This window comes from Fontimonas sp. SYSU GA230001, assembly GCF_040066175.1.
GTDB lineage: Bacteria > Pseudomonadota > Gammaproteobacteria > Nevskiales > Nevskiaceae > Solimonas.
In genome coordinates this window covers 1-21,589 of sequence record NZ_JBEAAM010000033.1, presented here as the reverse complement: position 1 = coordinate 21,589, position 21,589 = coordinate 1, and the positions used below count along the sequence as shown (strand labels likewise).

Annotated in this window: 17 protein-coding genes and 1 tRNA gene; 11 read left to right on the top strand and 7 right to left on the bottom strand. The window is 68.5% G+C overall.

Annotation, left to right across the window (positions count from 1 at the left end):
- Window positions 1-30 precede the first annotated feature (30 nt).
- Complete coding sequence (locus AAG565_RS14630) at window positions 31-1,275, bottom strand: alpha/beta hydrolase (RefSeq protein ID WP_348820379.1); 1,245 nt, start codon at window positions 1,273-1,275, stop codon at window positions 31-33.
- Window positions 1,276-1,351: 76 nt separating this feature from the next.
- Window positions 1,352-2,395 (bottom strand): fatty acid desaturase, encoded by a 1,044-nt coding sequence (locus AAG565_RS14625; protein ID WP_348820378.1) that lies wholly within the window; start codon window positions 2,393-2,395, stop codon window positions 1,352-1,354.
- 93 nt (window positions 2,396-2,488) lie between these two features.
- Between AAG565_RS14625 and AAG565_RS14620 the strand changes: the two genes are divergently transcribed.
- The 6 genes from AAG565_RS14620 (at window position 2,489) to AAG565_RS14595 (ending at window position 12,987) form a co-directional block, all read left to right on the top strand.
- A complete protein-coding gene (locus AAG565_RS14620; protein ID WP_348820377.1) occupies window positions 2,489-3,517 on the top strand; it encodes an AraC family transcriptional regulator in 1,029 nt (342 codons plus the stop codon).
- 106 nt (window positions 3,518-3,623) lie between these two features.
- Window positions 3,624-5,762 carry a type I secretion system permease/ATPase gene (locus AAG565_RS14615; protein ID WP_348820376.1) on the top strand — a complete coding sequence of 713 codons (2,139 nt, stop codon included), beginning with the start codon at window positions 3,624-3,626 and terminating at the stop codon, window positions 5,760-5,762.
- Between the two features lie 456 nt (window positions 5,763-6,218).
- Entirely contained in the window at window positions 6,219-7,556 is a 1,338-nt protein-coding gene (locus AAG565_RS14610) for an HlyD family type I secretion periplasmic adaptor subunit (protein WP_348820397.1), read from the top strand.
- The gene (locus tag AAG565_RS14605) at window positions 7,553-8,158 is read left to right on the top strand and encodes a response regulator transcription factor (RefSeq protein WP_348820374.1); all 606 of its coding nucleotides are present in this window, start codon (window positions 7,553-7,555) and stop codon (window positions 8,156-8,158) included. Before AAG565_RS14610 ends, AAG565_RS14605 begins: the two co-directional genes overlap by 4 nt.
- Before the next feature lie 108 nt (window positions 8,159-8,266).
- Entirely contained in the window at window positions 8,267-12,541 is a 4,275-nt protein-coding gene (locus AAG565_RS14600) for a retention module-containing protein (RefSeq protein ID WP_348820373.1), read from the top strand.
- A 92-nt stretch (window positions 12,542-12,633) separates the two neighbouring features.
- Window positions 12,634-12,987: a hypothetical protein gene (locus tag AAG565_RS14595; protein ID WP_348820372.1), complete on the top strand. Its 354-nt coding sequence runs from the start codon at window positions 12,634-12,636 to the stop codon at window positions 12,985-12,987.
- 6 nt (window positions 12,988-12,993) lie between these two features.
- On the opposite strand, the gene AAG565_RS14590 is transcribed toward AAG565_RS14595, so the two are convergent.
- Together AAG565_RS14590 and AAG565_RS14585 are read right to left on the bottom strand one after the other, a co-directional pair.
- Window positions 12,994-14,910, bottom strand: a complete 1,917-nt coding sequence (locus AAG565_RS14590) for an EAL domain-containing protein (protein ID WP_348820371.1) — start codon at window positions 14,908-14,910, stop codon at window positions 12,994-12,996.
- Between the two features lie 40 nt (window positions 14,911-14,950).
- Window positions 14,951-15,640, bottom strand: a complete 690-nt coding sequence (locus AAG565_RS14585) for a transglutaminase-like cysteine peptidase (protein WP_348820370.1) — start codon at window positions 15,638-15,640, stop codon at window positions 14,951-14,953.
- A 257-nt stretch (window positions 15,641-15,897) separates the two neighbouring features.
- Between AAG565_RS14585 and AAG565_RS14580 the strand changes: the two genes are divergently transcribed.
- Entirely contained in the window at window positions 15,898-17,751 is a 1,854-nt protein-coding gene (locus AAG565_RS14580) for a TolC family outer membrane protein (protein ID WP_348820396.1), read from the top strand.
- 24 nt (window positions 17,752-17,775) lie between these two features.
- Here AAG565_RS14580 and tesB read toward each other — a convergent pair whose 3' ends face one another.
- Entirely contained in the window at window positions 17,776-18,663 is an 888-nt protein-coding gene (gene tesB / locus AAG565_RS14575; protein WP_348820369.1) for an acyl-CoA thioesterase II, read from the bottom strand.
- A gap of 24 nt (window positions 18,664-18,687) precedes the next feature.
- On the opposite strand from tesB, the gene AAG565_RS14570 reads away from it, so the two are divergent.
- A complete protein-coding gene (locus AAG565_RS14570) occupies window positions 18,688-18,945 on the top strand; it encodes a YkgJ family cysteine cluster protein (RefSeq protein ID WP_348820368.1) in 258 nt (85 codons plus the stop codon).
- A 17-nt stretch (window positions 18,946-18,962) separates the two neighbouring features.
- On the opposite strand, the gene AAG565_RS14565 is transcribed toward AAG565_RS14570, so the two are convergent.
- Window positions 18,963-19,910: a ribonucleotide-diphosphate reductase subunit beta gene (locus tag AAG565_RS14565; protein ID WP_348820367.1), complete on the bottom strand. Its 948-nt coding sequence runs from the start codon at window positions 19,908-19,910 to the stop codon at window positions 18,963-18,965.
- 77 nt (window positions 19,911-19,987) lie between these two features.
- Here AAG565_RS14565 and AAG565_RS14560 point away from each other — a divergent pair.
- Window positions 19,988-20,063, top strand: a tRNA-Thr gene (locus AAG565_RS14560).
- Window positions 20,064-20,153: 90 nt separating this feature from the next.
- Here AAG565_RS14560 and AAG565_RS14555 read toward each other — a convergent pair.
- Window positions 20,154-20,459: a hypothetical protein gene (locus AAG565_RS14555; RefSeq protein WP_348820366.1), complete on the bottom strand. Its 306-nt coding sequence runs from the start codon at window positions 20,457-20,459 to the stop codon at window positions 20,154-20,156.
- Between AAG565_RS14555 and AAG565_RS14550 the strand changes: the two genes are divergently transcribed.
- Both AAG565_RS14550 and AAG565_RS14545 read left to right on the top strand, forming a co-directional pair.
- Window positions 20,458-20,670, top strand: coding sequence for a hypothetical protein (locus AAG565_RS14550; protein WP_348820365.1), 213 nt, complete (start codon window positions 20,458-20,460; stop codon window positions 20,668-20,670). The two genes, AAG565_RS14555 and AAG565_RS14550, sit on opposite strands and share 2 nt — an antisense overlap.
- A gap of 144 nt (window positions 20,671-20,814) precedes the next feature.
- On the top strand, window positions 20,815-21,501 hold the full coding sequence (locus AAG565_RS14545) for a hypothetical protein (RefSeq protein ID WP_348820364.1): 687 nt from the start codon (window positions 20,815-20,817) through the stop codon (window positions 21,499-21,501).
- The last annotated feature ends 88 nt before the right edge of the window (window positions 21,502-21,589 follow it).

Below are 21,589 nucleotides of genomic sequence, written 5' to 3'. Positions count from 1 at the left end.
GCGCGGCATCGCGCCGCATCCGTGGTCCGGTCAGCCGTGGTTCAGGGCAGCGCGGATGCGGGCGTACACCTCGGGATGATTGAGCAGCTGCATGTGATGCAGCCGGAACAGGGTCGCGGCATCGGCATCCGCCAGTTCCACGGCGACGCTGCTCGGCAGGCGCACCAGGCCGTCGCCGGCGAAGCGGCCGAGCGGATCGTCGGCGGACACGCCGATGCTGCTGCCGATGAAGTGGTGGCGCGCCCAGGGCAGACGTTCGAGCGCCTGCGCGCGCTGCCAGCGCCGCCGCCGGCCGTCGCGCCAGTCGGCGTCCGAGGTCGCGCCGTGCTTGAGATCGCGGATGCCGACCGAGCGGGCTTCGAGAACGCGCCCCCAGGGGCGCGACAGCTCGAACTGGCCGAGCACGCCGGTCAGCGCATCCACCGCCTGTTCCAGCGGTGCGCCGCGGTGCGGCGAACCCAGGCAGATCAGATGCCGGACCTGTCGGACCCAGTCCTCGTCGCGTCGCTGCGCCTGGGCCGCCGCGGCGCGGATCACCAGGCCACCCATGCTGTGGCCGATCAGCACGATCTCCGTCACCGGCTGCGGCCAGGCGGCGACCAGCCGGCCGATTTCGCGCGCCAGGCGGCGGCCGTTGGCGGAGATGTGCAGGCCGGTGTTGTAGCGCACGAACAGCGGGCTGTAGCCGAATTCGCCCTGCAGGCGCGCGGCGTAGGTCTGCGTCTCCGGCCGCGCCGGGTCCTGGTACAACGCCCAGCTGTGCTCGGTGCAGGCCAGGCCGTGCACGAAGATCGCCAGCCGCGGCGTGGCCGTGGGGAAGCGCGCCGTCAGCGCAGCCCGGTCCGGCGCGAGGCGCTGGCCGTCGTGGTAGAAGCCCAGGCGCGGCATCAGCGGATTGCGGCGCACCGCGGCGTGATCGCCGACGAAGCCGGCGAGCGCGCCGGTGACGAGATCGCGGCCGCGATGTGGCGCGGCCGGCGGCGCCGGCAGGCTGCGCTCGGCCTGCCGCAGCAGCGCGCTCGCCGCGTCGAGCAGCGCCGTGCCGGTCAGGCGCACCGCCTGATACACGCCGTCGGTGATGCCGTCGTGCAGCGCGCGCACCGGCGCGCTGCCGGCGCCGGCGCCCGGCACGGCGTTCAGGCCGGCGAACGGCAGATCGGAAATCGCGCGGTGGAATTCATGGATGCGCGCCGTGACCTGGTCGAGGGCGTCGCGCGTCAGCTCCAGCGCACCGCGCCACTGCGCCAGCGTCGAGCTCGGGTGGGATGCGCGCATCGCAAAGGCCTCCGGTGGACTCGCTCCAGTGTCGGGCGCGCGGCGGCCGGCGTGCAGTGGCGCGGCCGCCAGCGGCTCATGTCGCCGCCGCCGTCCGCCAGCGGTTGGCGCGCCGGAACGTGCCGATGTCGTTGAAGCGCACGCCCATCTCGCGCATCACCGCGTGCGCCGTGCGCGCCGTCCACTGGCGTAGGTAGAACGGTTCCTTGACGACGAAGTGGTGGATCGCGTGCGTGGCGCCGAAGTTGAAGCAGAACAGCTGGAACGGCAGCAGCCACCAGGGGTTGAGCACCTGCGTCTGCTGGATCACGTTGCCGTCCTCGACGTCGCCGAAGTAGTGCATGTTGGAGCTGACGAAGTGCAGGCAGAAGCTGCGCAGCAGGTTGGGTCCGATCCAGACCACCATCAGCGTGCCGATCCATGGCTGTGCGGCCAGCGTCGTCGCCGACCAGGCGATCGGACTGCCGGCGAGCGCGGCGACCGCGTTGGCGCCGTGGAAACCGAGAAAGGCGTACCACAGGCCCCAGTGGATCCAGCCGAGCGGGAAATAGGCGACCAGCCCGCCGACGACGAGGAACAGGCGCTTGCGCGGCGTCGCCTGCGGCAGCCGCAGCAGGATCGCCAGCGTCGCGTCAGCCGTCATCAGCAGGCGCGCGAGGCCCCACGGCCGGCCGTTGGTGATGCCCTGTTCCTCGATGTCCTTCTTCGTGCCGGAAAACTTGTGGTGATCGAAGTGCAGCTTGCGGCGGATCCACGGGTTGATCGTGCTCGGCCGTGCGAGCCAGGCCAGCGCCAGCATCGTGTGGTGCCAGAACGGCCGCCTGCGGAAGTACATCCAGTGGATCAGGTCGTGTTCCAGCTCGTGCGTGAACGAGGCGAACAGTGCCGCCACCGGGATGCACAGCCAGGCCGGAATCAGGCCGGCGACGTAGGCGCCGCCGGTGGCCATCATGCCGGCCAGCGACAGCAACAGGATGCTCATGCCGATGGCGTCCTGGTGGCGCAGCCAGACATGGCGGCGGCGCAGCTCGGCACCGGCCTGCGTGACCACGGCGCGGATGCGGCCGGCTTTCTGCTCGTCGGTCAGGGCCGGCTCTCTTGTCAGCGTGGCGTCGAACACAGCATGCTCCGGGGATACCAAGAAAGGATGCGCGCACTGTAGGCGGCCATCGCAGCGTGCACCTTGCCGAATCCGCCAAGCGTTTGACCGTCGATGCCAACCGCGACCGCACTGACCAGCTGGGCCCGCGCGATCCGCAAGGCGCTCGACGCCGGTGGCCATGACAGCGCCGCGCTGTTCGCGGCGGCCGGGCTCGATCCCGCGGGGCTCGACGATCCCAACGCGCGATATCCGGTCGCGGGCACGACGCGGCTGTGGCGGCTGGCGGTAGCGGCGACTGGCGACGACGCTTTCGGCCTGACCGTCGCGCGTCACGTCGGCCCGACCACCTTCCACGCGCTCGGCTACGCGCTCAACGCCAGCACGACGCTGCACGAGGTCTTCGATCGCATCCTGCGCTATTTCGCCGTGATCACCGACGTCGCCGAGCTGGAGTTCGGCGCGACCGCGGAGGGCTACCGGTTCGCGATCCAAGTCGCCGGGCCGGAACCGCCGGCGCCGCAGGCCATCGACGCCTTCGCGGCGCTGGTCGTGCGTCTGTGCCGCGGTCTGCTCGGCCGGCGTGAGTTCGCGCCGCGACTGGTGCGGCTGCAGCGGCCCGAACCCCGCAACCGGGCCGGGTTCGAGAAGATGTTCCGCGCGCCGCTGCAGTTCGATGCGGACGAGAACGCGCTGTACCTGGACCGCACCGTGCTGGACACTCCGCTGGAAGGTGCCAACCCGGAGCTGGCGCGTCACAACGACGAGATCGTGCAGCGCTACCTGGCACGCCTGCAGCAGGACGACGTCGTTGCACGCGTGCGTGCGGTGCTGGTGGACATGCTGCCGAGCGGAGAGCCGGGCACGGCTGCCGTCGCCATGGCGCTGCACCTGTCCGAGCGCAGCCTGCAGCGGCGACTCGCCGAGGCGCAGACCAGCTTCAGCGCCGTGCTCAGGGACACGCGCCACAACCTCGCGCGCAGCTATCTGCGCGATCCGCAGGTGAGCATCGGTGAGATCGCCTATCTGCTCGGTTTCGGCGACATGAGCAGTTTCACGCGCGCCTTCCGCCGCTGGGAAGGTGTGTCGCCGAGCGTGTTCCGGGCGGACCGGGCTCGCGGGCGGGAGGGGCTATCGCGCTGACCGCCGGTGCGGCAAATTGGGCGCGACCGGCGCGCCAGGTCGCCGGCGAGGCGTTCTTGCGCTAGCGTGCGCCGGAGCCGAGTATCGACGGGGACGCGGAACACACATGCCGAGCAACACTGCGAGCACATCGACGGACAGCCTGCTGGACTGCCTGCTGCTGGTCGCACTGGGGCATGGTCGGCCGCTCAGCCGCGACGCCGCGCTGTACGCGCTGCCGCTGACCGGCGGGCGCCTGACGCCGTCGCTGCTGCCGCGCGCGGCCGAGCGTGCCGGCCTGCGCACCCGGGTCGTGCGCAGCGCGCTGCGCCAGTTCGCGCCGGATACACTGCCCTTCATCGCGCTGCTCAAGGACGACACCGCGGCGGTGGTGCTGGACATCGATGCCACCGACGGCCGCGTGCGCGTGCGCGAACCGGCGCGCGGCGGCGCCGAGACCGAGCTCGCGCTGGCCGACTTCGAGACGCGCTATCTGGGCGTGGCGATCCTGCTGCGGCCGGAGTTCCGTTTCGACGCGCGCGCGCCGAGCATCGGCCCGCCGCGCGAACGGCACTGGTTCTGGAGCGTGCTGCGCGACAACTGGCCGCTGTACCGCGACGCGCTGTTCGCGGCTTTCCTGATCAACCTGTTCGCGATTGCGCTGCCGCTGTTCGTGATGAACGTGTACGACCGCGTCGTGCCCAACCAGGCCGTCGAGACGCTGTGGGTGCTCGCGATCGGTGTCGTGATCGTGCTGATCGGCGACCTGATCCTGAGCACGATCCGCGGGCATTTCCTCGACCTCGCCGGCAACCGCGTCGATCTGCGCCTGTCCGCGTACATCATGGAACGCGTGCTCGGCCTGCGCATGGCCGACCGGCCGGTGTCGGCCGGCTCGTTCGCTGCCAACCTGCGCTCCTTCGAGCTAGTGCGCGATTTCATCACCTCGACGACGATCACCGCGCTGATCGACGTGCCCTTCGCGCTGCTGTTCCTGATCGCCATCGTCTGGATCGCCTGGCCGCTGGTGCTGGTGCCACTGCTGGGCATCATCGTCGTGTTGCTGTACGCGCGCACCGTGCAGAAGCCGCTGCGCGAGCTCACCGAGACGACCTACCGCGCCGGCGCGCTGCGCAACGCGACACTGGTGGAAAGCCTCGTCGGTCTGGAGACGGTCAAGGCGATCGGCGCCGAGAGCGTGATGCAGCGCAAGTGGGAGGAGAGCGCAGCGTTCCTGGCGCGCACCGCCACGCGCCTGCGGCTGCTGACGATGACCACGCAGAACGCGACGCGCTGGGCGCAGCAGCTGGTCAGCGTCGGCCTGATCGTGCTCGGCGTCTATTTGATCATCGACGCGAAACTGAGCATGGGCGGCCTGATCGCGGCCAACATCCTGGCCGGCCGCGCGCTGGCCGCGCTCGGCCAGGTGACCGGGCTGATGATGCAGTACCACAACGCCAGCACCGCGCTGACTTCGCTCGACCAGATCATGGGTCGCCCCGTCGAGCGGCCCGACAACGCGGGCTTCGTCAGCCGTCCGGCAATGCGCGGCGAGATTGAGTTCAAGGGTGTCAGCTTCGCCTACCCGGAGCAGGAGAGCGCGGCGCTGCGCGACGTCAGCTTCCGCATCCACGCCGGCGAGAAGGTGGCGATCCTCGGCCGCATCGGTTCCGGCAAATCGACGATCCATCGCCTGCTGCTGGGGCTGTACCAGCCCCAGCAGGGCGCCGTGCTGGTGGACGGTGTTGACCTGCGTCAGATCGATCCGGCCGAGCTGCGCCGTAGCATCGGCTACGCATCCCAGGAGGTCACCTTGTTCTACGGCACGCTGCGGGACAATCTGCGCATGGGCGTGCCGTTTGCCAGCGACGACGATCTGGTGCGTGCCGTGCGCGTCGCCGGCATCGCCGAGTTCGTCAATGCGCACCCGCGCGGTTTCGACATGCTTGTCGGCGAGCGCGGCGAGACGCTGTCCGGCGGCCAGCGTCAGGCGATCGGCCTGGCGCGTGCGGTGATCGGCGATCCGCCGATCCTGCTCCTCGACGAGCCGACCGGCTCGATGGACCACAGCACGGAACAGACCGTCAAGGAGCGTCTGGCCGAGTCCGTGCGCGACAAGACCGTGGTGATGATCACCCACCGCAACACGCTGCTCGACCTCGTCGATCGCCTGATCGTCATCGACGGCGGCAAGGTCGTCGCCGACGGGCCCAAGGACCGCGTCGTCGCCGCCCTGCGCAGCGGCCAGATCCAGAGGGCGGCATGAGCGCGCGACACGGTGTTTTGCGCGCAGCGCAAACGGGTGCGGGAGCGCGCTCGGCTCACGGCACGGACTGGCCAGTGTGCTTCAACAGCGGGGCGCATCCGTGAGCGCGCGACACGGTGTTTTGCGCGCAGCGCAAACGGGTGCGGGAGCGCGCTCGGCTCACGGCACGGACTGGCCAGTGCGCTTCAACAGCGGGGGCGCATCCGTGAGCGCGCGACACGGTGTTTTGCGCGCAGCGCAAACGGGTGCGGAAGCGCGCTCGGCTCACGGCACGGACTGGCCAGTGTGCTTCAACAGCGGGGGCGCATCCGTGAGCGCGCGACACGGTGTTTTGCGCGCAGCGCAAACGGGTGCGGAAGCGCGCTCGGTGATGCGGCGGTGCCGTCTTCCGACCCGCGCGAGGGTGGGCACATGACCAGCGTCCTGCAATCGTTGCCGGAGCGCGTCAGTGGCTGGATGCAGCGCTGGCTGCAGGACTGGGTGCCGCTGGCGCCGGAGGCGAACGCGGGCTGGGGTGCCGACGCCGACTGGGCGCGGTTGCAGCAGGAGCCGTTGCGTGCCCGTGCGCTGCTGCGCTGGTCGGGTCTGGTGCTGCTGGTGCTGATCGTCTGGGCCTCGGTCGCCAAGGTGGACGAGGTGGCCAAGGGCGAAGGCCGCGTCATCCCGTCGTCGCAGCTGCAGGTCGTGCAGTCGGTGGACGGCGGCGTGGTCGAGCAGATCCTGGTGCGCGAGGGCCAGCAGGTCAACGCCGGCGCGCTGCTGCTGCGCATCGACCCGACCCGCTTCGTCTCCAACCTGCGCGACAACCGCGGCCAGTACCTGGCGCTGCGCATCAAGGCGGCGCGCCTGATCGCGCTGACCGAGGACGCCGAGTTCCAGCCGCCGGCTGCAGAGGCCGCGGAGGTGCCCGACGTGGTCGCCCGCGAGCGCGCGCTGTTCGAGTCCAGCCGCGCCGAGCTGCAGGCCGGTGTGGCGATCGCCCGCGACCAGGTCGAGCAGAAACAGAAGGACATCGACGCGCTGCGTGCACGCTACACCCAGGCGTCGGAGAGCCTCGCGCTCGCCACCCAGGAGCTCAACGTCACGCGCCCGCTGATCGCCAGCGGTGCGGTGTCCGAGGTCGAGGTGCTGCGCCTCGAACGGCAGGTGTCCGCACTGACCGGCGAGCGTCAGCAGGCCCTGGCGCAGATGGAGCAGGCCAAGGCGGCGCTGACCGAGGCGACGCGCAAGGTCGATGAGATTGCACTGAACTTCCGCAACCGCTGGCGCAACGATCTGGCCGAGACCATGGCCAAGCTCAACAGCCTGTCCGAGACCGGCGCGGCGCTGGCCGACCGCGTCAGCAAGGCGGAGATCCGCTCGCCGGTGCGTGGCACGGTCAAGCGCCTGCTGGTCAATACGGTGGGCGGCGTCGTCCAGCCCGGCGAGCCGGTCGTGGAAGTCGTGCCGCTCGACGACGCGCTGCTGCTGGAGACCAAGATCCGGCCGCGCGACATCGCCTTCCTGCGCCCGCAGCAGCCGGCGATGGTCAAGTTCACGGCCTACGACTTCGCCATCTACGGCGGACTGGAGGCCGAAGTCGAGCAGATCGGCGCCGACACGGTCACCGACGACCACGGCAACGCCTTCTACATCGTGCGTGTGCGCACCCACAAGACTTCGCTGGGCGACGACCTGCCGATCATCCCCGGCATGGTCGCCGAGGTGGATATCGTCACCGGCGAGAAGACCGTGCTGTCGTACCTGCTCAAGCCGGTGCTGCGGGCCCATGCGAACGCGCTGAGGGAGCGATGAGCCGGCATATCGTCGTCCTGACCGATCGCATCGCCGGTCGCTGGCGCGAGGCCTTCGACGAGGTGGCCGTGGTCGGCGATCCCATCGCCGCACTGACGCGGACCGCCCGGGACAGCCTGTTCTGGGTGCTCGCCGCCGACCGGACGACGATCCGCTCGCTGCGCCGGGCCCGTCCCGACGTGCCGCTGGTGGCGATGAGCCTGCAGCCGGATGCGGCGGAGAGCATGGCGATGTTCGAGGCCGGCGCCAGCGGCTATTGCCACGCGCTGGCGGTGCCGGAGCTGCTGCGGCAGATCGACATGGTGGTCCGCCATGGCGGCCTGTGGGTCGGCCCCGATCTGATGGCGCGTGCGGCCGCCGCGACCGCACGCCTGCGCGCCGACGCGCCGGTGGCCGAGGACCGGCTGACCGAGCTCACGCCGCGCGAGCGCGAGGTGGCGCAGCAGGTCGCCGCCGGCGCCGCCAACAAGGAAATCGCCCGGAACCTCGACATCTCGCTGCGCACGGTCAAGGCGCACATGGGGGCGATCTTCGACAAGCTCGGCGTGCGCGACCGCCTGCAGCTGGTGCTGGCACTGCGTCAGGACGGCGCCTCGCACTGAACCGTCCGGTCCACGGACCCTGTACCACGGTCCAATACCCGGACGGGGTGCTTGCGGGTAGTTTGACGCTCGGCGCCCTGTCGCGCCCCTGATCGAGCGAGAACACGAATGGCCAGCGCAATCATCGGTACCGTCCTGTCCCTCAAGGGCGTCGTCGAAGTCCGGTCGGAAGACGGCAAGTCCACGCGGCTCCTCAACGTCGGCGACGAACTCCGCGAGGGCGAGATCGTCCTCACGCCTGCCGGTGGCCAGGTGGAAATCACGCTGCTCGACGGCAGTGTCCTGCCGATCGGTCCGGGGCAGCAGGTCGCCCTCACCGCCGAGATGTCGGCGGTCAACTACCCGGCCGCCGACGAGGCGCAGGTCGCCAGCGTGGACAATCTCGTGCAGGCGGTGCTGCAGGGCGGCGACATCAACCAGCTGTTCGAAGCCACCGCCGCCGGTGCCGGCGGCGCGCAGGGCGATGGCCACAGCTTCGTCCGCCTGCTGCGCATCGTCGAGGACGTGGCGCCGCCGCAGGGCAATACCGATGCCGGTCCGCTGGGTGGTGCCCCCGGCACCGAGGACCAGGTGCTGACCCTGGTGCCGAACCAGCCGCCGGTCGCGATTGACGACGACGGCATCCAGACCCCCGAGGACACGCCGATCACGATTCCGGTGCTGGGCAACGACTCCGACATCGACGGCGATCCGCTGGTCATCGTCGATGTCACGCAGCCCGAGCATGGCAGCGTCGTCGTCAATGCCGACGGCACCATCACCTACACGCCGAACCCGAACTACAACGGCTCCGACAGCTTCACCTACACGATCAGCGATGGCCGCGGCGGCACCGACACGGCGACCGTCACGGTCAACGTCGGCGCGGTCAACGATCCGCCCGACGCGGTCGACGACGCGGTGAGCACGCCGGAGGACACCGCGATCACGATCCCGGTGCTGGCCAACGACAGCGACATCGACGGCGATGCGCTGACGGTGACCGGCGTCACGCAGGGCGCCAACGGCAGCGTCGTCGTCAACGCCGACGGCACCATCACCTACACGCCGAACCCGAACTTCAACGGGTCCGACAGCTTCACCTACACGATCAGCGACGGCCACGGCGGCACCGACACGGCGACCGTCACGGTCAACGTCGGCGCGGTCAACGACGCCCCGGTCGGCACCGGCCTGCCGGATCTGACCAACTTCGACGCGGACGTGGTGAGCGGCGTGAGCGTCGCAGGCGCGTTCAGCGACGCGGACGGCAATGCGCTGACCTACAGCGCCACCGGCCTGCCCCCGGGACTGTCGATCGACCCGAACACCGGCGTGATCAGCGGCACGATCGACCACTCGGCGTCGGACCAGACCGACGACGACAACAACACGCAGGTGTACAACGTCGCGGTGACGGCGAGCGACGGTACGGCGTCGGCGACGGTGAACTTCGCCTGGACCGTGAACAACACGATTCCGGAATTCCTGTCCGGCGGCGACACGGCGGCGACGCCGCCGAACGCCGATGCCTACAACTTCGGCGCCAGCCAGGGTGCCGCGGCCGGCACCGTGCTGGGCACGGTGACCGCGGTCGATGCCGACCACGACACGCTGACCTACAGCATCGTCGGCGGCAATGACAGCGGTTTGTTTGCGATCAACCCCGTGACCGGCGCGATCACCCTGACCCAGGCGGTCAGCCAGTCCAATCTCGGTGCCTACAGCCTGCAGGTGCAGGTCAGCGACGACGAAGGCGGCACCGATGTCGCTGTCGTCAACATCTCGCTGAACAACGTCAACGACCCGCCCGATGCGGTCAACGACGCGGTCAGCACGCCGGAGGACACCGCGGTCACGATCCCGGTGCTGGCCAACGACACCGACCCGGATGGCGATGCGCTGACGATCACCGGCTTCACGCAGGGCGCGCACGGCACGGTGAGCGCGGGCCCGGGCGGCACGCTGATCTACACGCCGAACCCGAACTACAACGGATCCGACAGCTTCACCTACACGATCAGCGACGGTCACGGTGGCACGGATACGGCGACCGTCATGGTCAACGTCACGCCGGTCAACGACCCGCCGGTCGCGGTGGACGACAGCTACAGCACCAACGAAGACGCGGCGCTGGTGATCAGCGCGGCGTCGATGCTGTCGAACGACTCCGACATCGACGGTGACAGCCTGGTGATCACCGGCTTCACGCAGCCGAGCCACGGCACGCTGGTGGACAACGGCGACGGCACCTTCACGTACACGCCCAACGCCGACTACAACGGGTCGGACAGCTTCACCTACACGGTGTCGGACGGCCACGGCGGCACCGACACGGCGACGGTGCACCTGACCGTCAACCCGGTCAACGACCCGCCGGTCGCGGTGGACGACAGCTACAGCACCAACGAAGACGCGGCGCTGGTGATCAGCGCGGCGTCGATGCTGTCGAACGACTCCGACATCGACGGTGACAGCCTGGTGATCACCGGCTTCACGCAGCCGAGCCACGGCACGCTGGTGGACAACGGCGACGGCACTTTCACGTACACGCCCAATGCCGACTACAACGGCACGGACAGCTTCACCTACACGGTGTCGGACGGCCACGGCGGCACCGACACGGCGACGGTGCACCTGACCGTCAACCCCGACAACGATCCGCCGGTCGTCGGCAGCGCGTCGGCCAGCGTGTCCGAGGAAGGTCTGCCGGGCGGCATTGCCGACACGAGCGGCTCGCCGGACACGACCAACAGCGCAAGCGTGAGCGGCACGGTCAGCATCGACAATACCGACGGCCCGGCGGCGACGGTCAGTCTCACGGCTCCGCTGACGCCACTGACCTCGAACGGCGTGGCCATCACTTGGTCAGGAGCCGGCACGGTGGCGAGTCCGCTGGTCGGCATGGCCGGCAGCCTCGTCATCGCGACGGTCACGATCAACGACGCCGGCGCCTACAACTTCACGCTGTCCGGCCCGATCGACCATCCGACGGCCGGCAGCGAGGATGCGCTGACGCTGAATTTCGGCGTCGTCGCTAACGACGGCACGCAGTCGGCCACGGGCACGCTATCGATTTCGGTCGAAGACGATGCGCCGACGTTGACAATGACCGATGGGGCCCTGTCCCTTGTCAATGCCGCGAACGCTTCGGATAGCGGTACGTTCGCTTACGCCCCGGGGGCAGATGGACATGGCAGTTTCACTCTCACGGGGCCGACGCTGACGGGCGTGAGCTACAGCACTTCGCACGATGTCAATGGCAACGCTACGCTCACGGCCATCGCCACCGAGAGTGGTCAGGAAGTATTCAATGTCGTCGCGCGGCCTGACGGCACCTACACGTTCACGCTCGTAACGCCGACCGCGGGCTACAGCGAAACCGTCTCACTTCTCAACCTGCCGGCCGGTGGACCGAGCTTCAGGGAAACGGCGGATGGCCGCGTCGAGTTTTCGTCCCCCGGTGGAATCAATTCATCGACGCAGGGTTTTGGCGTCGCCAACCAGTTTGTCGGGAATGGCGAAAGCTTCACGATGCAATTCTTCCGGACGGGCACCGCCGGGGATCAGGATCCGCATACCGTGGATCCCAGCACCATCGACTATGTCAGCTCTGTCACGTTGATCAACAACAGCATCAATGGGTCGCTGGTCATTCAATGGACCGCGACCAACACGGTGACCGGAGAATCCTACACGTCGTCGTCGCCGATCACGGTTTCCGGTACTCAGACAACGATCACGCCTTGGGCCGACTCCGCAGTTCCGGACGGTTTCGTCTTCAATGAGCTGACGATCACGGGCGTCGGCGGCAGCGGTCAGGGCGTTCGCTTCGCTGCGGCGACGATCGAGCGTCCAGTCCTGCCGCCGGATCAGGATCTCGCGTTCAGCATCTCCGCAACAGACCGTGACGGTGATCCGACCGGCACCAGCGGCTTCAACGTGCACATCGACAGCAGCGCAACGGTTACGTCGAAGATGATGACCACGGAAAGCGTGGGCAACGAGATCCACAGCACGCCGGGCAACGACACGCTGATCGGCAGCGACGGCCCCGACGTCTTCGTCTGGCATCTGGCCGACCGCGGTACGCCGGGCGCGCCGGCGGTGGACACGGTGCAGCACTTCGATCCGGCGCCGTTGTCGGCGGGCGGCGATGCGCTCGACCTGCGCGACCTGCTGCAGCACGAGGACAGCGGCAGCCTGTCGCACTACCTGCACTTCGAGTCCTCGGCGGGCGGCACGGTGGTGCAGATCAGCAGCACCGGCGCGTTCGCCGGCGGTTACGATCCGGCGCATGTGGATCAGCGCATCGAGCTGGCGGGCGTGGACCTGACCTCGATCGGCAACGATCACCAGATCATCCAGAGCCTGCTCAACAACGGCAAGCTGATCACCGATTGAGCGCAATCCGCGGCTGCGGGATGTACCGTTCAGGGCATCCCGCAGCTGCTTCGTCTTGAACGCCGGACCGATCGGTGCAAGGATCGGGCGCGATGGATACTCCCGAAGACGACGGCGACACCGTTTACGTCCGCCGCGACGAGCGCGGCGCGATCGTGTCGGTCAGCCGTGTCGCGCTGCCCGGTCACGACGAACGTCGTTCGAGGCAGCACCCGGACGTCGCCGCGTTCGTGCATACCCTCGATCCCGCCGCGCCTTCTCTGGCAGCCTCCGACCTCGCGCTGATCCGCGTCATCGAGGACCTGGTGGACGTGTTGATCGAGAAAGAGGTGCTGCGCCTGACCGACCTGCCGGAAAGCGCGCAGGCGAAGCTGCTCAGCCGCCAGCGCATGCGCCATTCGCTGCGTAGCCTGTCGTTGCTCGGCGGCGACGACGAAACCCTGTAGCCGCGCTCAAGCTTCGGCCTGCACCGCTGGACCGGTGACGCCGTCGATCCCCAGTTCGGTGAGGGTCTCGACCGTGTCCGCGTCGCGCACGCCCGCGGCGATCGTCAGCAGGCCGATCGTATGCGCGACCGTGCACAGACCGCGCAGGAAGACCTGGTGGCCGGCATGGTGTTCCGCGCCCTGGATGATGGAACCATCGATCTTCAGGTAGTCGAGGCCCAGGTCGTTGAGTTCGCCGATGCGCGCGAACTGCGGACCTGCATGCTTGAGCCCGATCTTGCAGCCGAGCGGCTTGAGCGTCAGGCACAGCCGGCGGAACTCGTGCAGATGCTGCAGCGCCCCGTACTCCGGCACTTCGATCCAGAGCAGCCGCGCGTCGTCCGGCACCGCGCGCAACCGTTGCGCCACGCGCTCGAGAAAGGCGAGATCGCACACCGCTTCCGGTGACACGTTGACGCTGATCGCGATGCGCTCGGTCGCGATCGTCCGCAGCGCGGTTTCGACGACCAGCTCATCGAGCCGGGGCATCAATCCGAGACGTGCGGCCCAGGCGATGAAGCGCGCCGCCGGCTGCCAGGCATCGCCGATGCGCACGCGCACCGGCGCCTCGTAGTGCAGCAGCGCGCCGGCGGTGCCGCGGACCGGATAGCGGCCCAGCTGCACGTCCTGGTGCTGCAGCGCGTGTTCCAGCGTGCCGCGCCACGACGCGAGGTCCGTCGGTCCCGCGTCCAGGCCGGCGCTCTCCAGCGTGGCTACGACCTGTTCGCCGGACTGTTCGGACTGGGCCAGCGCACTGTCCGCCCGCATCATCACCGCGGCGCGTGCCTCGCCGCGGCGATAGAGCGTGCACCCGGTCGGCAGGTGGGGCGCCTCGCTGCCGTCGGGGCGGTCGAGCGCCAGCCGTGCCTCGCCGGCGAGCCGGTCGGCGACCGCCACGGCATCGGTCTCGCCCGGCGCGATCACCGCGAAGTCCGCGCCGTTGAGACGGGCCAGCACCCAGGGTTCGCGGTGGTTCGCCGCCGCCGCAGTCAGCTTGTCGCCCACGCGGCGCAGCATCTGGTCCACCGCCTGGCGTCCGAGGCTGCGATTGAACTCGGCCAGGCCGGCGACGCGCAGGATCACGATCGCGCCGGACGAACCACCGTCCTCGCTGTGCAGCGCGCTGTCCAGTGCCGCGACGAAGGTCTCGCGGTTGAGCAGGCTCGTCACCGGGTCGATCTGCGCCTGGCGGCGCACCTGCTCGACGCGCTGCGCCTCCTCCTCGACCATCTGCCGCACGCGGCCGGACAGCGTGTTCATCGCCCGCACCAGGCGCTTGAACTCCTCGGTGCGCGGCTCGCGGGTGGTGATGAAGCGGCGTTCGCCGATTGCCTCGGCCTGACCGACGACCGCCTGCATCGGACTCAGGATCCAGCGCAGCAACGCCGTGCCGACGATGCCGGTGGCCACCGCGGTCAGGATGAACCAGCCGAGCAGCTCCAGCGTGCCGCGCCACAGGCCGGCATAGGCGTACTGGTCGTGACTTTCGACGGTCAGTGTGCCGTACTGCTTCCAGCCGTCCTGGACCTGGGCGATGCCCGGCGCGACGTGCAGCGGTACGGCGGCGACGAACGCGGCCGGAACGCCTTCGATCGGGTTGTCGCTGCGCCGCTCGATGATGACCTGTCCGTCCGGGTCGGTCAGGCGGATCAGGCGGTAGTGCCCGGCGTCGAACTGTGCCGACAGCAGCAGCTCGATCGTCACCGGGTCCTTGTCCATCTGCGACATGGTCAGCGCCAGGGTCGTGGCGTTGTCCACGTTCTTGAGGAACAGCTGCTGCTGGAAGTAGTTCCGTGCAGCAGCCGTGCTGATGGCGAAGGTGCCGCCGAAGGCCAGCAGCATCAGGAAGGTGATGGCCAGCCAGAGTTCGCGGATCAGGGACATGACGATTCTCCTGCAGACCACGTGCGTCCACGTTTGATGTTCATCGGAAACCCTCGTCGGCGAGGCGTGCGAGCAGGTCGCGCCAGCGCGACAGCCGCGCGGTCGGATCGCTGCCGGCCTTCTGGCCGCCGGCCCACAGGCCCTGGCCGTTGAAGCTGAACACCGGCGTCAGCTCGGGGCGCGCCGATGCGGGCTGGATGCGGCCGGTCAGGTTGTCGAGGATCACCGGTTCGCCGTTCGGATCCTCGTAGTAGCCGAGCACCATGTGTGCCTGCGTGGCCGCGCCGCCGAAGGCGCGCAGGTTGGCGCGCACATAGATCAGACGCAGTCTCGACTGCGGCACGCCCAGTTCCAGCAGGCTCACGTACTTGGCGATGGCGAAGTCCTCGCAGTCCCCGCGGCCCCGTGCCAGCATCTCCAGCGGCGTCGCCCAGTAGTCGTCCTGGCCCCACACGGCGATGTCGTCCTCGAAGCGTGTGCGGACGTTCCAGAACTCGTTGACCCGTCCGAGCTGCACCGGTACCGGCTCCCCGCGCGCCATGTCGATCATGCGCTGCCAGTCGGTGACGGCGTTCAGCGCGACGGCACCGTAGCGCTTCTGCGCGACATCGCGCAGGCGTGCCCAGTCGTGACCCGCCGGCACCGCCGCGGCCAGGATGAGGGCCAGCAGTGCTGCGATCAGCGCGCTGACGTGCAGGGAGCGACCGCCCGCCCGCCGGGTGCGCGTCACGCCTGCCATCGAGTCGCGTTGAGTTCGCATTGCACCTGCCGCGAGCGGCTGCACACAGCGTGCGCGCGTCGCCGCTCAAAGGCTGTAGATTAAACATCTCCAAGGCTTGCCGGCCGACGGTACATGCTCTACCTTGGTTTTCGGTTGCATCCGCGACCGCCGTTGCGAAACCGGGGAGCAGCGGCGCGGTTTGAGTGACAAGAAGAATGTGACACCGGGGGAGCATCCGTTTCCTTCAGGAGTGCCAGGTGTACAGAATGCTCAAGAACAAGCGCGTCGTGACCGCCCTCGCCCTCGCCATGTTTGGTGGGTGCGGGGCCGCAGCGGCCGCGCCGGCGACGACGGCCGCCGCCGCCGCACAGGAAGCCCTCGCGACCAATCCGTCCGTCGCCGCCGCATGGCATGCGCTGCTCGCCTCGGAAAAGGAGCAGGACGTCGCGCGCGGCGGCTACTACCCGAATGTCGATCTCGGCGGATCGGCGGGCTTCGAGCGCCACGACATCCGCCGGCTCGACCAGAAGACTGACTACAAGCTCTCCGGCGTCAACCTGACCATCACCCAGCTGCTCTACGACGGCTGGGGCACCAGCAGCGAGGTGGCGCGCGTCGGTCGCGTCAAGCGCACGCGCTACTTCGAATTCCTGGACGCCGCGGAGAACGCGACGCTGGAGGCGATCCGCGCCTACGAGGACGTGCGCCGCTACCGCGAACTGGTGGCGCGTTCCGAGGACAACGTCCAGTACCACCGCGACGTGCTGGCGCGCATCAAGGAAAAAGTGCGCGTCGGCGTCGGCCGTTCGGTGGATCTCGATCAGGCCAAAGGCCGTCTGGCGCTGGCCGAGTCGAACCTGCTCACGCAGAAGAGCAACCTGCACGACGTCAGCTCGCGCTACCAGCGCGTCGTCGGCCAATGGCCGGCGCCGGTGCTCGCGCCGTCCGAGCATGGCGGCAAGAAACTGCCGGCGCGCCTCAACGAGGCGCTCGACATCGCCTATGCGGAGAGTCCGATCCTCGCCGCCTCGGTCGAGAACATCCGTGCCGCGGAAGAACAGGTCAACACCCGTCGCAGCCGCTATCACCCGCGCCTGGACCTGCGCCTGCGCGGCGAGTACGGCGACGACATCGACCGCATCCTCGGTCAATCCAGCGACGCGGTCGCTGAGGTGGTGCTGAACTACAACCTGTTCAACGGCGGTTCCGACGCCGCGGCCGTGGCCCAGACCAAGGAACTGGTGCTGGTGGCGCGCAATCTGCGCGACGAGACCTGCCGCGACGTGCGCCAGACCCTGCGCATCGCGTACAACGACTGGGTACGCATCGGCGAGCAGCTCACCTACCTGAAGGCGCACCAGGACGCGACGGAGAAAGCGCGCGCCGCCTATCTCGACCAGTTCCTGATCGGCCAGCGCACGCTGCTGGATCTGTTGGATACCGAGAATGAGTACTTCGACGCCCGCCGCGCCTACGTCAACGGCAGCTACGACTACTCGATCGCCACCGCGCGCGTGTTCGCAGCGATGGGGCGCCTGCGTCAGGCCATCGGCGTCAGTCGCGCCAACACGCCGACGCTGGCAGCGATGGGCGGCAAGGCGAGGGACGATGGGCCGACCTGCCCGGGTTTCGGCCAGGAACAGGAACCGCCCAAGACCGTCGCGGCGGTGGTCGCGGAGCCGGTGGACAGCGACGGCGACGGCGTGCTCGACATCAACGACCTCTGCCCGGACACGCCCCGGGGCGCGAAGGTCGACGGTGCCGGCTGCGCGAAGAAGGAAGAAGTCGTGCTCGTCGGCGTCAACTTCGCATTCAACTCCACCGAGCTGACCGAGAGTTCCAAGGGCATCCTCGATCGTTCCGCACGCATCCTGCGCGACAACCCGACCGTGCGCGTCGAAGTGGCGGGCCATACCGACTCGATCGGCTCGGCGCAGTACAACCAGGCGCTGTCGCAGGGGCGTGCCGCGTCGGTGGTGCGCTACCTCGTCGAGCAGGGTGTCAAGAGCACGCAGCTCGAAGCGCGGGGTTATGGTCTGACGCAGCCCAAGACCAGCAACGACACCGCGGAAGGCCGGGCGATCAACCGGCGCGTCGAGTTCCGCGTCCTCGACAACTGATGCCCGTAGGCGCGGGCAGCCGGCTCACTGGCTGCCCGCACCGGGCAGGTCGGTGTCGCGCATCAGGCTTTCCTGGACGACGCTGGCCACCAATCGTCCCGAACGGTCGAAGATCTGCCCGCGCGACAGTCCGCGCGCACCCTGCGCCGTCGGCGAATCCATCGAATACAGCAGCCAGTCATCGACGCGCACGTCGCGGTGAAACCACAGCGCGTGGTCGATGCTGGCGACGACCATGTTGTCGGCGAACCATGAACGTGCGTGCGGGCGCAGCGCGGTGGACAGCAGGTTGAAGTCGGACGCGTAGGCCAGCACGCAGCGATGCAGCATCGCGTCGTCCGGCAGCTTGCCCGCCGCGCGGAACCAGATGTGCTGCTGTGCCGGCCGCACGTCCGGCTTGAGCGGGTTCCAAGGCGACACCGGCTTGAACTCGATCGCCAGCTCGCGCGTCAGCGCGTGGAACACGCGGTCGGAGACGTCGGGAACGGAGTGCAGCCAGGCGTCATTGAGATCGCGCGAGCTCTCCAGCCGGTCCGGCAGCGGCACATCGGGCATCGTGGCCTGATGCTCCAGGCCGGCTTCGGTGCGCTGGAACGAGACGATCATGGTCAGGATCGGATGGCCGCTCTGGATCGCCTGTACGCGTCGCGTCGTGAACGTGCGGCCATCGCGCACGCGATCGACCTCATAGACGATCGGCAGCGTCATGTCGCCGGGGCGCAGGAAGTACGCGTGCAGCGAATGCGGCGGATCGCCGTCGGTCGTGCGGCCGGCGGCCACCAGTGCCTGGCCGATGACCTGGCCGCCGAACACGCTCTTGCCGCCCAGATCGCGCGATTGCCCGCGAAACAGATTGACCTCCAGTGTCTCGAGGTCGAGCAGATTGACCAGATCCTGCAGAATGCGATTCATGAAGCGATGCTACACAACCCGCACATGAACTGCCGCAGCGGCTGCGCGGCCTGCTGCACCGCGCCGTCGATCTCGTCGCCGATCCCCGGCATGCCGGACGGCAAGCCGGCCGGCGTGCCGTGTGTGCAACTCGACGAGCGGCTGCGCTGCCGGCTGTTCGGCGACCCGCGCCGGCCCGCGGTGTGCGCCCGCCTGCGCCCGAATGCAGAGATGTGCGGGGAGACCCGCGAGCAGGCCATCGCGTTCCTGACGCAGCTCGAAACACTCACGCAGGCTGTGTAGGCGCGGCCGCGCTGCGCCTACAGCCGCCCTTTCCAGCTGTCCTGCACCTGTTCCGCCACCGCCTTGCCGCCACGCAGCTGCCGCGTTTTCCAGGTCAGGCGCACGCCAACGTCCGGCCGCGTGTCGCAGCTCAGCGTCAGGTCGAGCACATCACCGGCGTCGAGATCCACTGGCCGGAGCAGCGGCAGGTAGATCTGCTCCCAGTGCGTCGGCGGTTCGAACGGTGAAGTGGACAGGACGATGCCGGGCACCAGCTCCGCCGCCCACCACAGTGCGAAGCCGGCGATGTGCCGCTGCGGCAGCGCGTCCGCGCGCCATTGCAGGGACTTCTGCCTGCGGCTGGACGGTGCGGCAGCCTGAGGGCGCAGGTCGAGATCGTCCCAGCACTGCGCGCAGTCTGCGCTGCCGTGCAGGTCCGCGGCCAGCACCGTCTTCACATACATGTTGTTCAGACTGATGGTCCGTGCCGGTTCCAGGTCGAGCCCGTAGCCGACGGCGGGCCAGATGTCGATGTCGCGCTGAAGACGGTCGGCAAACACCGGCGCGGCGAACTGGCGCAGCCGCGCGGGCAGGATCACGCCGTCTGGTCCGAGAAAGCGCCGCGCGTCGATCGCGGTTTCGAGCAGGCCCTCTTCGAGCGCGAAATTGCCGAGGGTCTCGGTGACCGCCACATTGACGCTCAGCCGACGCCGCACCTCCATCGAGTGAGCCTTGATGAAACCGAGCCCGTCGATCCGGTTGCGGCACGCGAGCTGCTCGGCGAGTTCCAGCGTATCGGCGTATTCGATCAGCGTGCAGTGTTTCGCGCCGAGCCGGCGCGCGAGGAAACTCAGAAAGCCCGTACCTGCACCGATGTCGAGCACGGTCGTCACGCCCGGCTGGATCACCGATTTCAGGGCGTCATGAAATGCGGCATTGCGGCGCGCATCGCCGAGCAGCTTGCGGTGGAGTTCGATCTCGCTCATCTGTCTATTGTCCCCTCTCCTGTGGCTTGCGCGCAGGGGTGAGGGCAGGGCATCGCCTCGGTTAGAATCGCCGCCGCGCCGGCTTAGCTCAGTTGGTAGAGCACCTGATTTGTAATCAGGGGGTCGCGGGTTCGATCCCTGCAGCCGGCACCAATTTAATCAAGGCCTTGCGATTCGTTTTCCGCGACCTCCGCAGCCTCGCCTAGAAATATTCTAGGCGGCGTGGCCCATGTGCCTAGAAAATCAGATCGGCCTGACCTTTTTGGGGCCGAGCCGGTAGTGCTTGTCGAGCACCCGCTGGTCCGTGTGGCCGAGGTGCAGGCCGGTCTCGTGATCCGTCGCCGACTGGGCGCGGATGCTCTTGAGCATGAAGCGCCGGCCGCCGGCGTCGACGACGGCGAGCTGCAAGCGCTTCCACTCGCGCTTGAAATGCGCCTCGGACACCGGCGTGCCGTGGCTGGTCGGTATCAGCCAGCGATCCGTGGTCGGCACACGGCGCACCGATAGCGCGTAGTCATGCGCGACGTGCAGGTTGCGCGTCCACTCCATGAGCAGCTCGGTGCCAACAGCCAGCGGGCGCGGCGACTATCGCGATGGCGGTTACGGCAACAAGATGACCGGCTGGCGATTCCTCACCTTCACCAGGCGCTACCTCACCGAGCTGCTGCCGAAGGTGCTCAGCGAGGCGGGCGATGACCTGGTGTTGACGTTCGACGCTGCGTGGCGGGACGCGCGCGGTCGGCTGCGGGGGAATCAATGAGCGGCTGCGTCGCAATCAGGGCCGGATGCACAGGTGCGCCTGGGGGCAGTCGCCTGGCGATCGCGCGCGGCCATAGAGACCCGATCCATCGGGCCAGCCTGAGTGACATCGGCGGCCGGTATTTGCCCATGAGCGGAGTCTACCATGGCCGTTGAACAGCGCGATGTGAAGATCAACATCGACCACGTCGTCGGCGGTCTGGACAATATCCAGAAGTCGATCGACGAACAGCGCAAGCTCGGCGCAGAGACAGGCGAACTGCAACAAGAGTTCGACCGGCTCAAGCAGGCGCTCGAACAGATCGACCTGCAGCAGGCGCTGGTCAGCGACTTGCAGGCCGCTGAGCGCGCCATGGCGGCGGCGCAGGCCAAGGCCAGCGAGTACGCGGCGTCGCAGGAAGCACTGCGCGCTGCGGTGGAATCCGCTGGGCAGGCGCAGGCTCAGACAGCGACCGCCTACGAAGCCGCCACCGGCGAGGTGCAGCGACTCGATCTCAAGCTGCAGGAGCACAAGGCCACGGTCGCCCAGCTCGCCGCCGAGCAAGAGACGAACAAGACCGCGCTGCAAGAGGCCAAGCGCAAGTACGGCGAGAACAGCGAGGAAGTACAGAAGCTCACCGCGCGCGACCGCGAGCTCGCCGAGGCGATCAAGGAAGAGAAGGCTGCGCAGGCGCAAACCAATGTGGAGCGCACGCAGGCCAAGCAAGTCGCGGCAGAACTCAAGGATGAGCTGACAGACAACAATCGCGCCCTGCGCGATGCTGAGAAGGCGCTCGGCGACAACACGCTGCCATTGAATCGCGGGACCAGCCTAAAAAAGTGGCTCTGTTGAAAAACGAGTGGGTTACCGGGCATGAGGGTTGACCGCGCCGAAGTCGAGTTTGCCGGCGATCAGGAAGATGACGGTTCTGGTCGTGTCG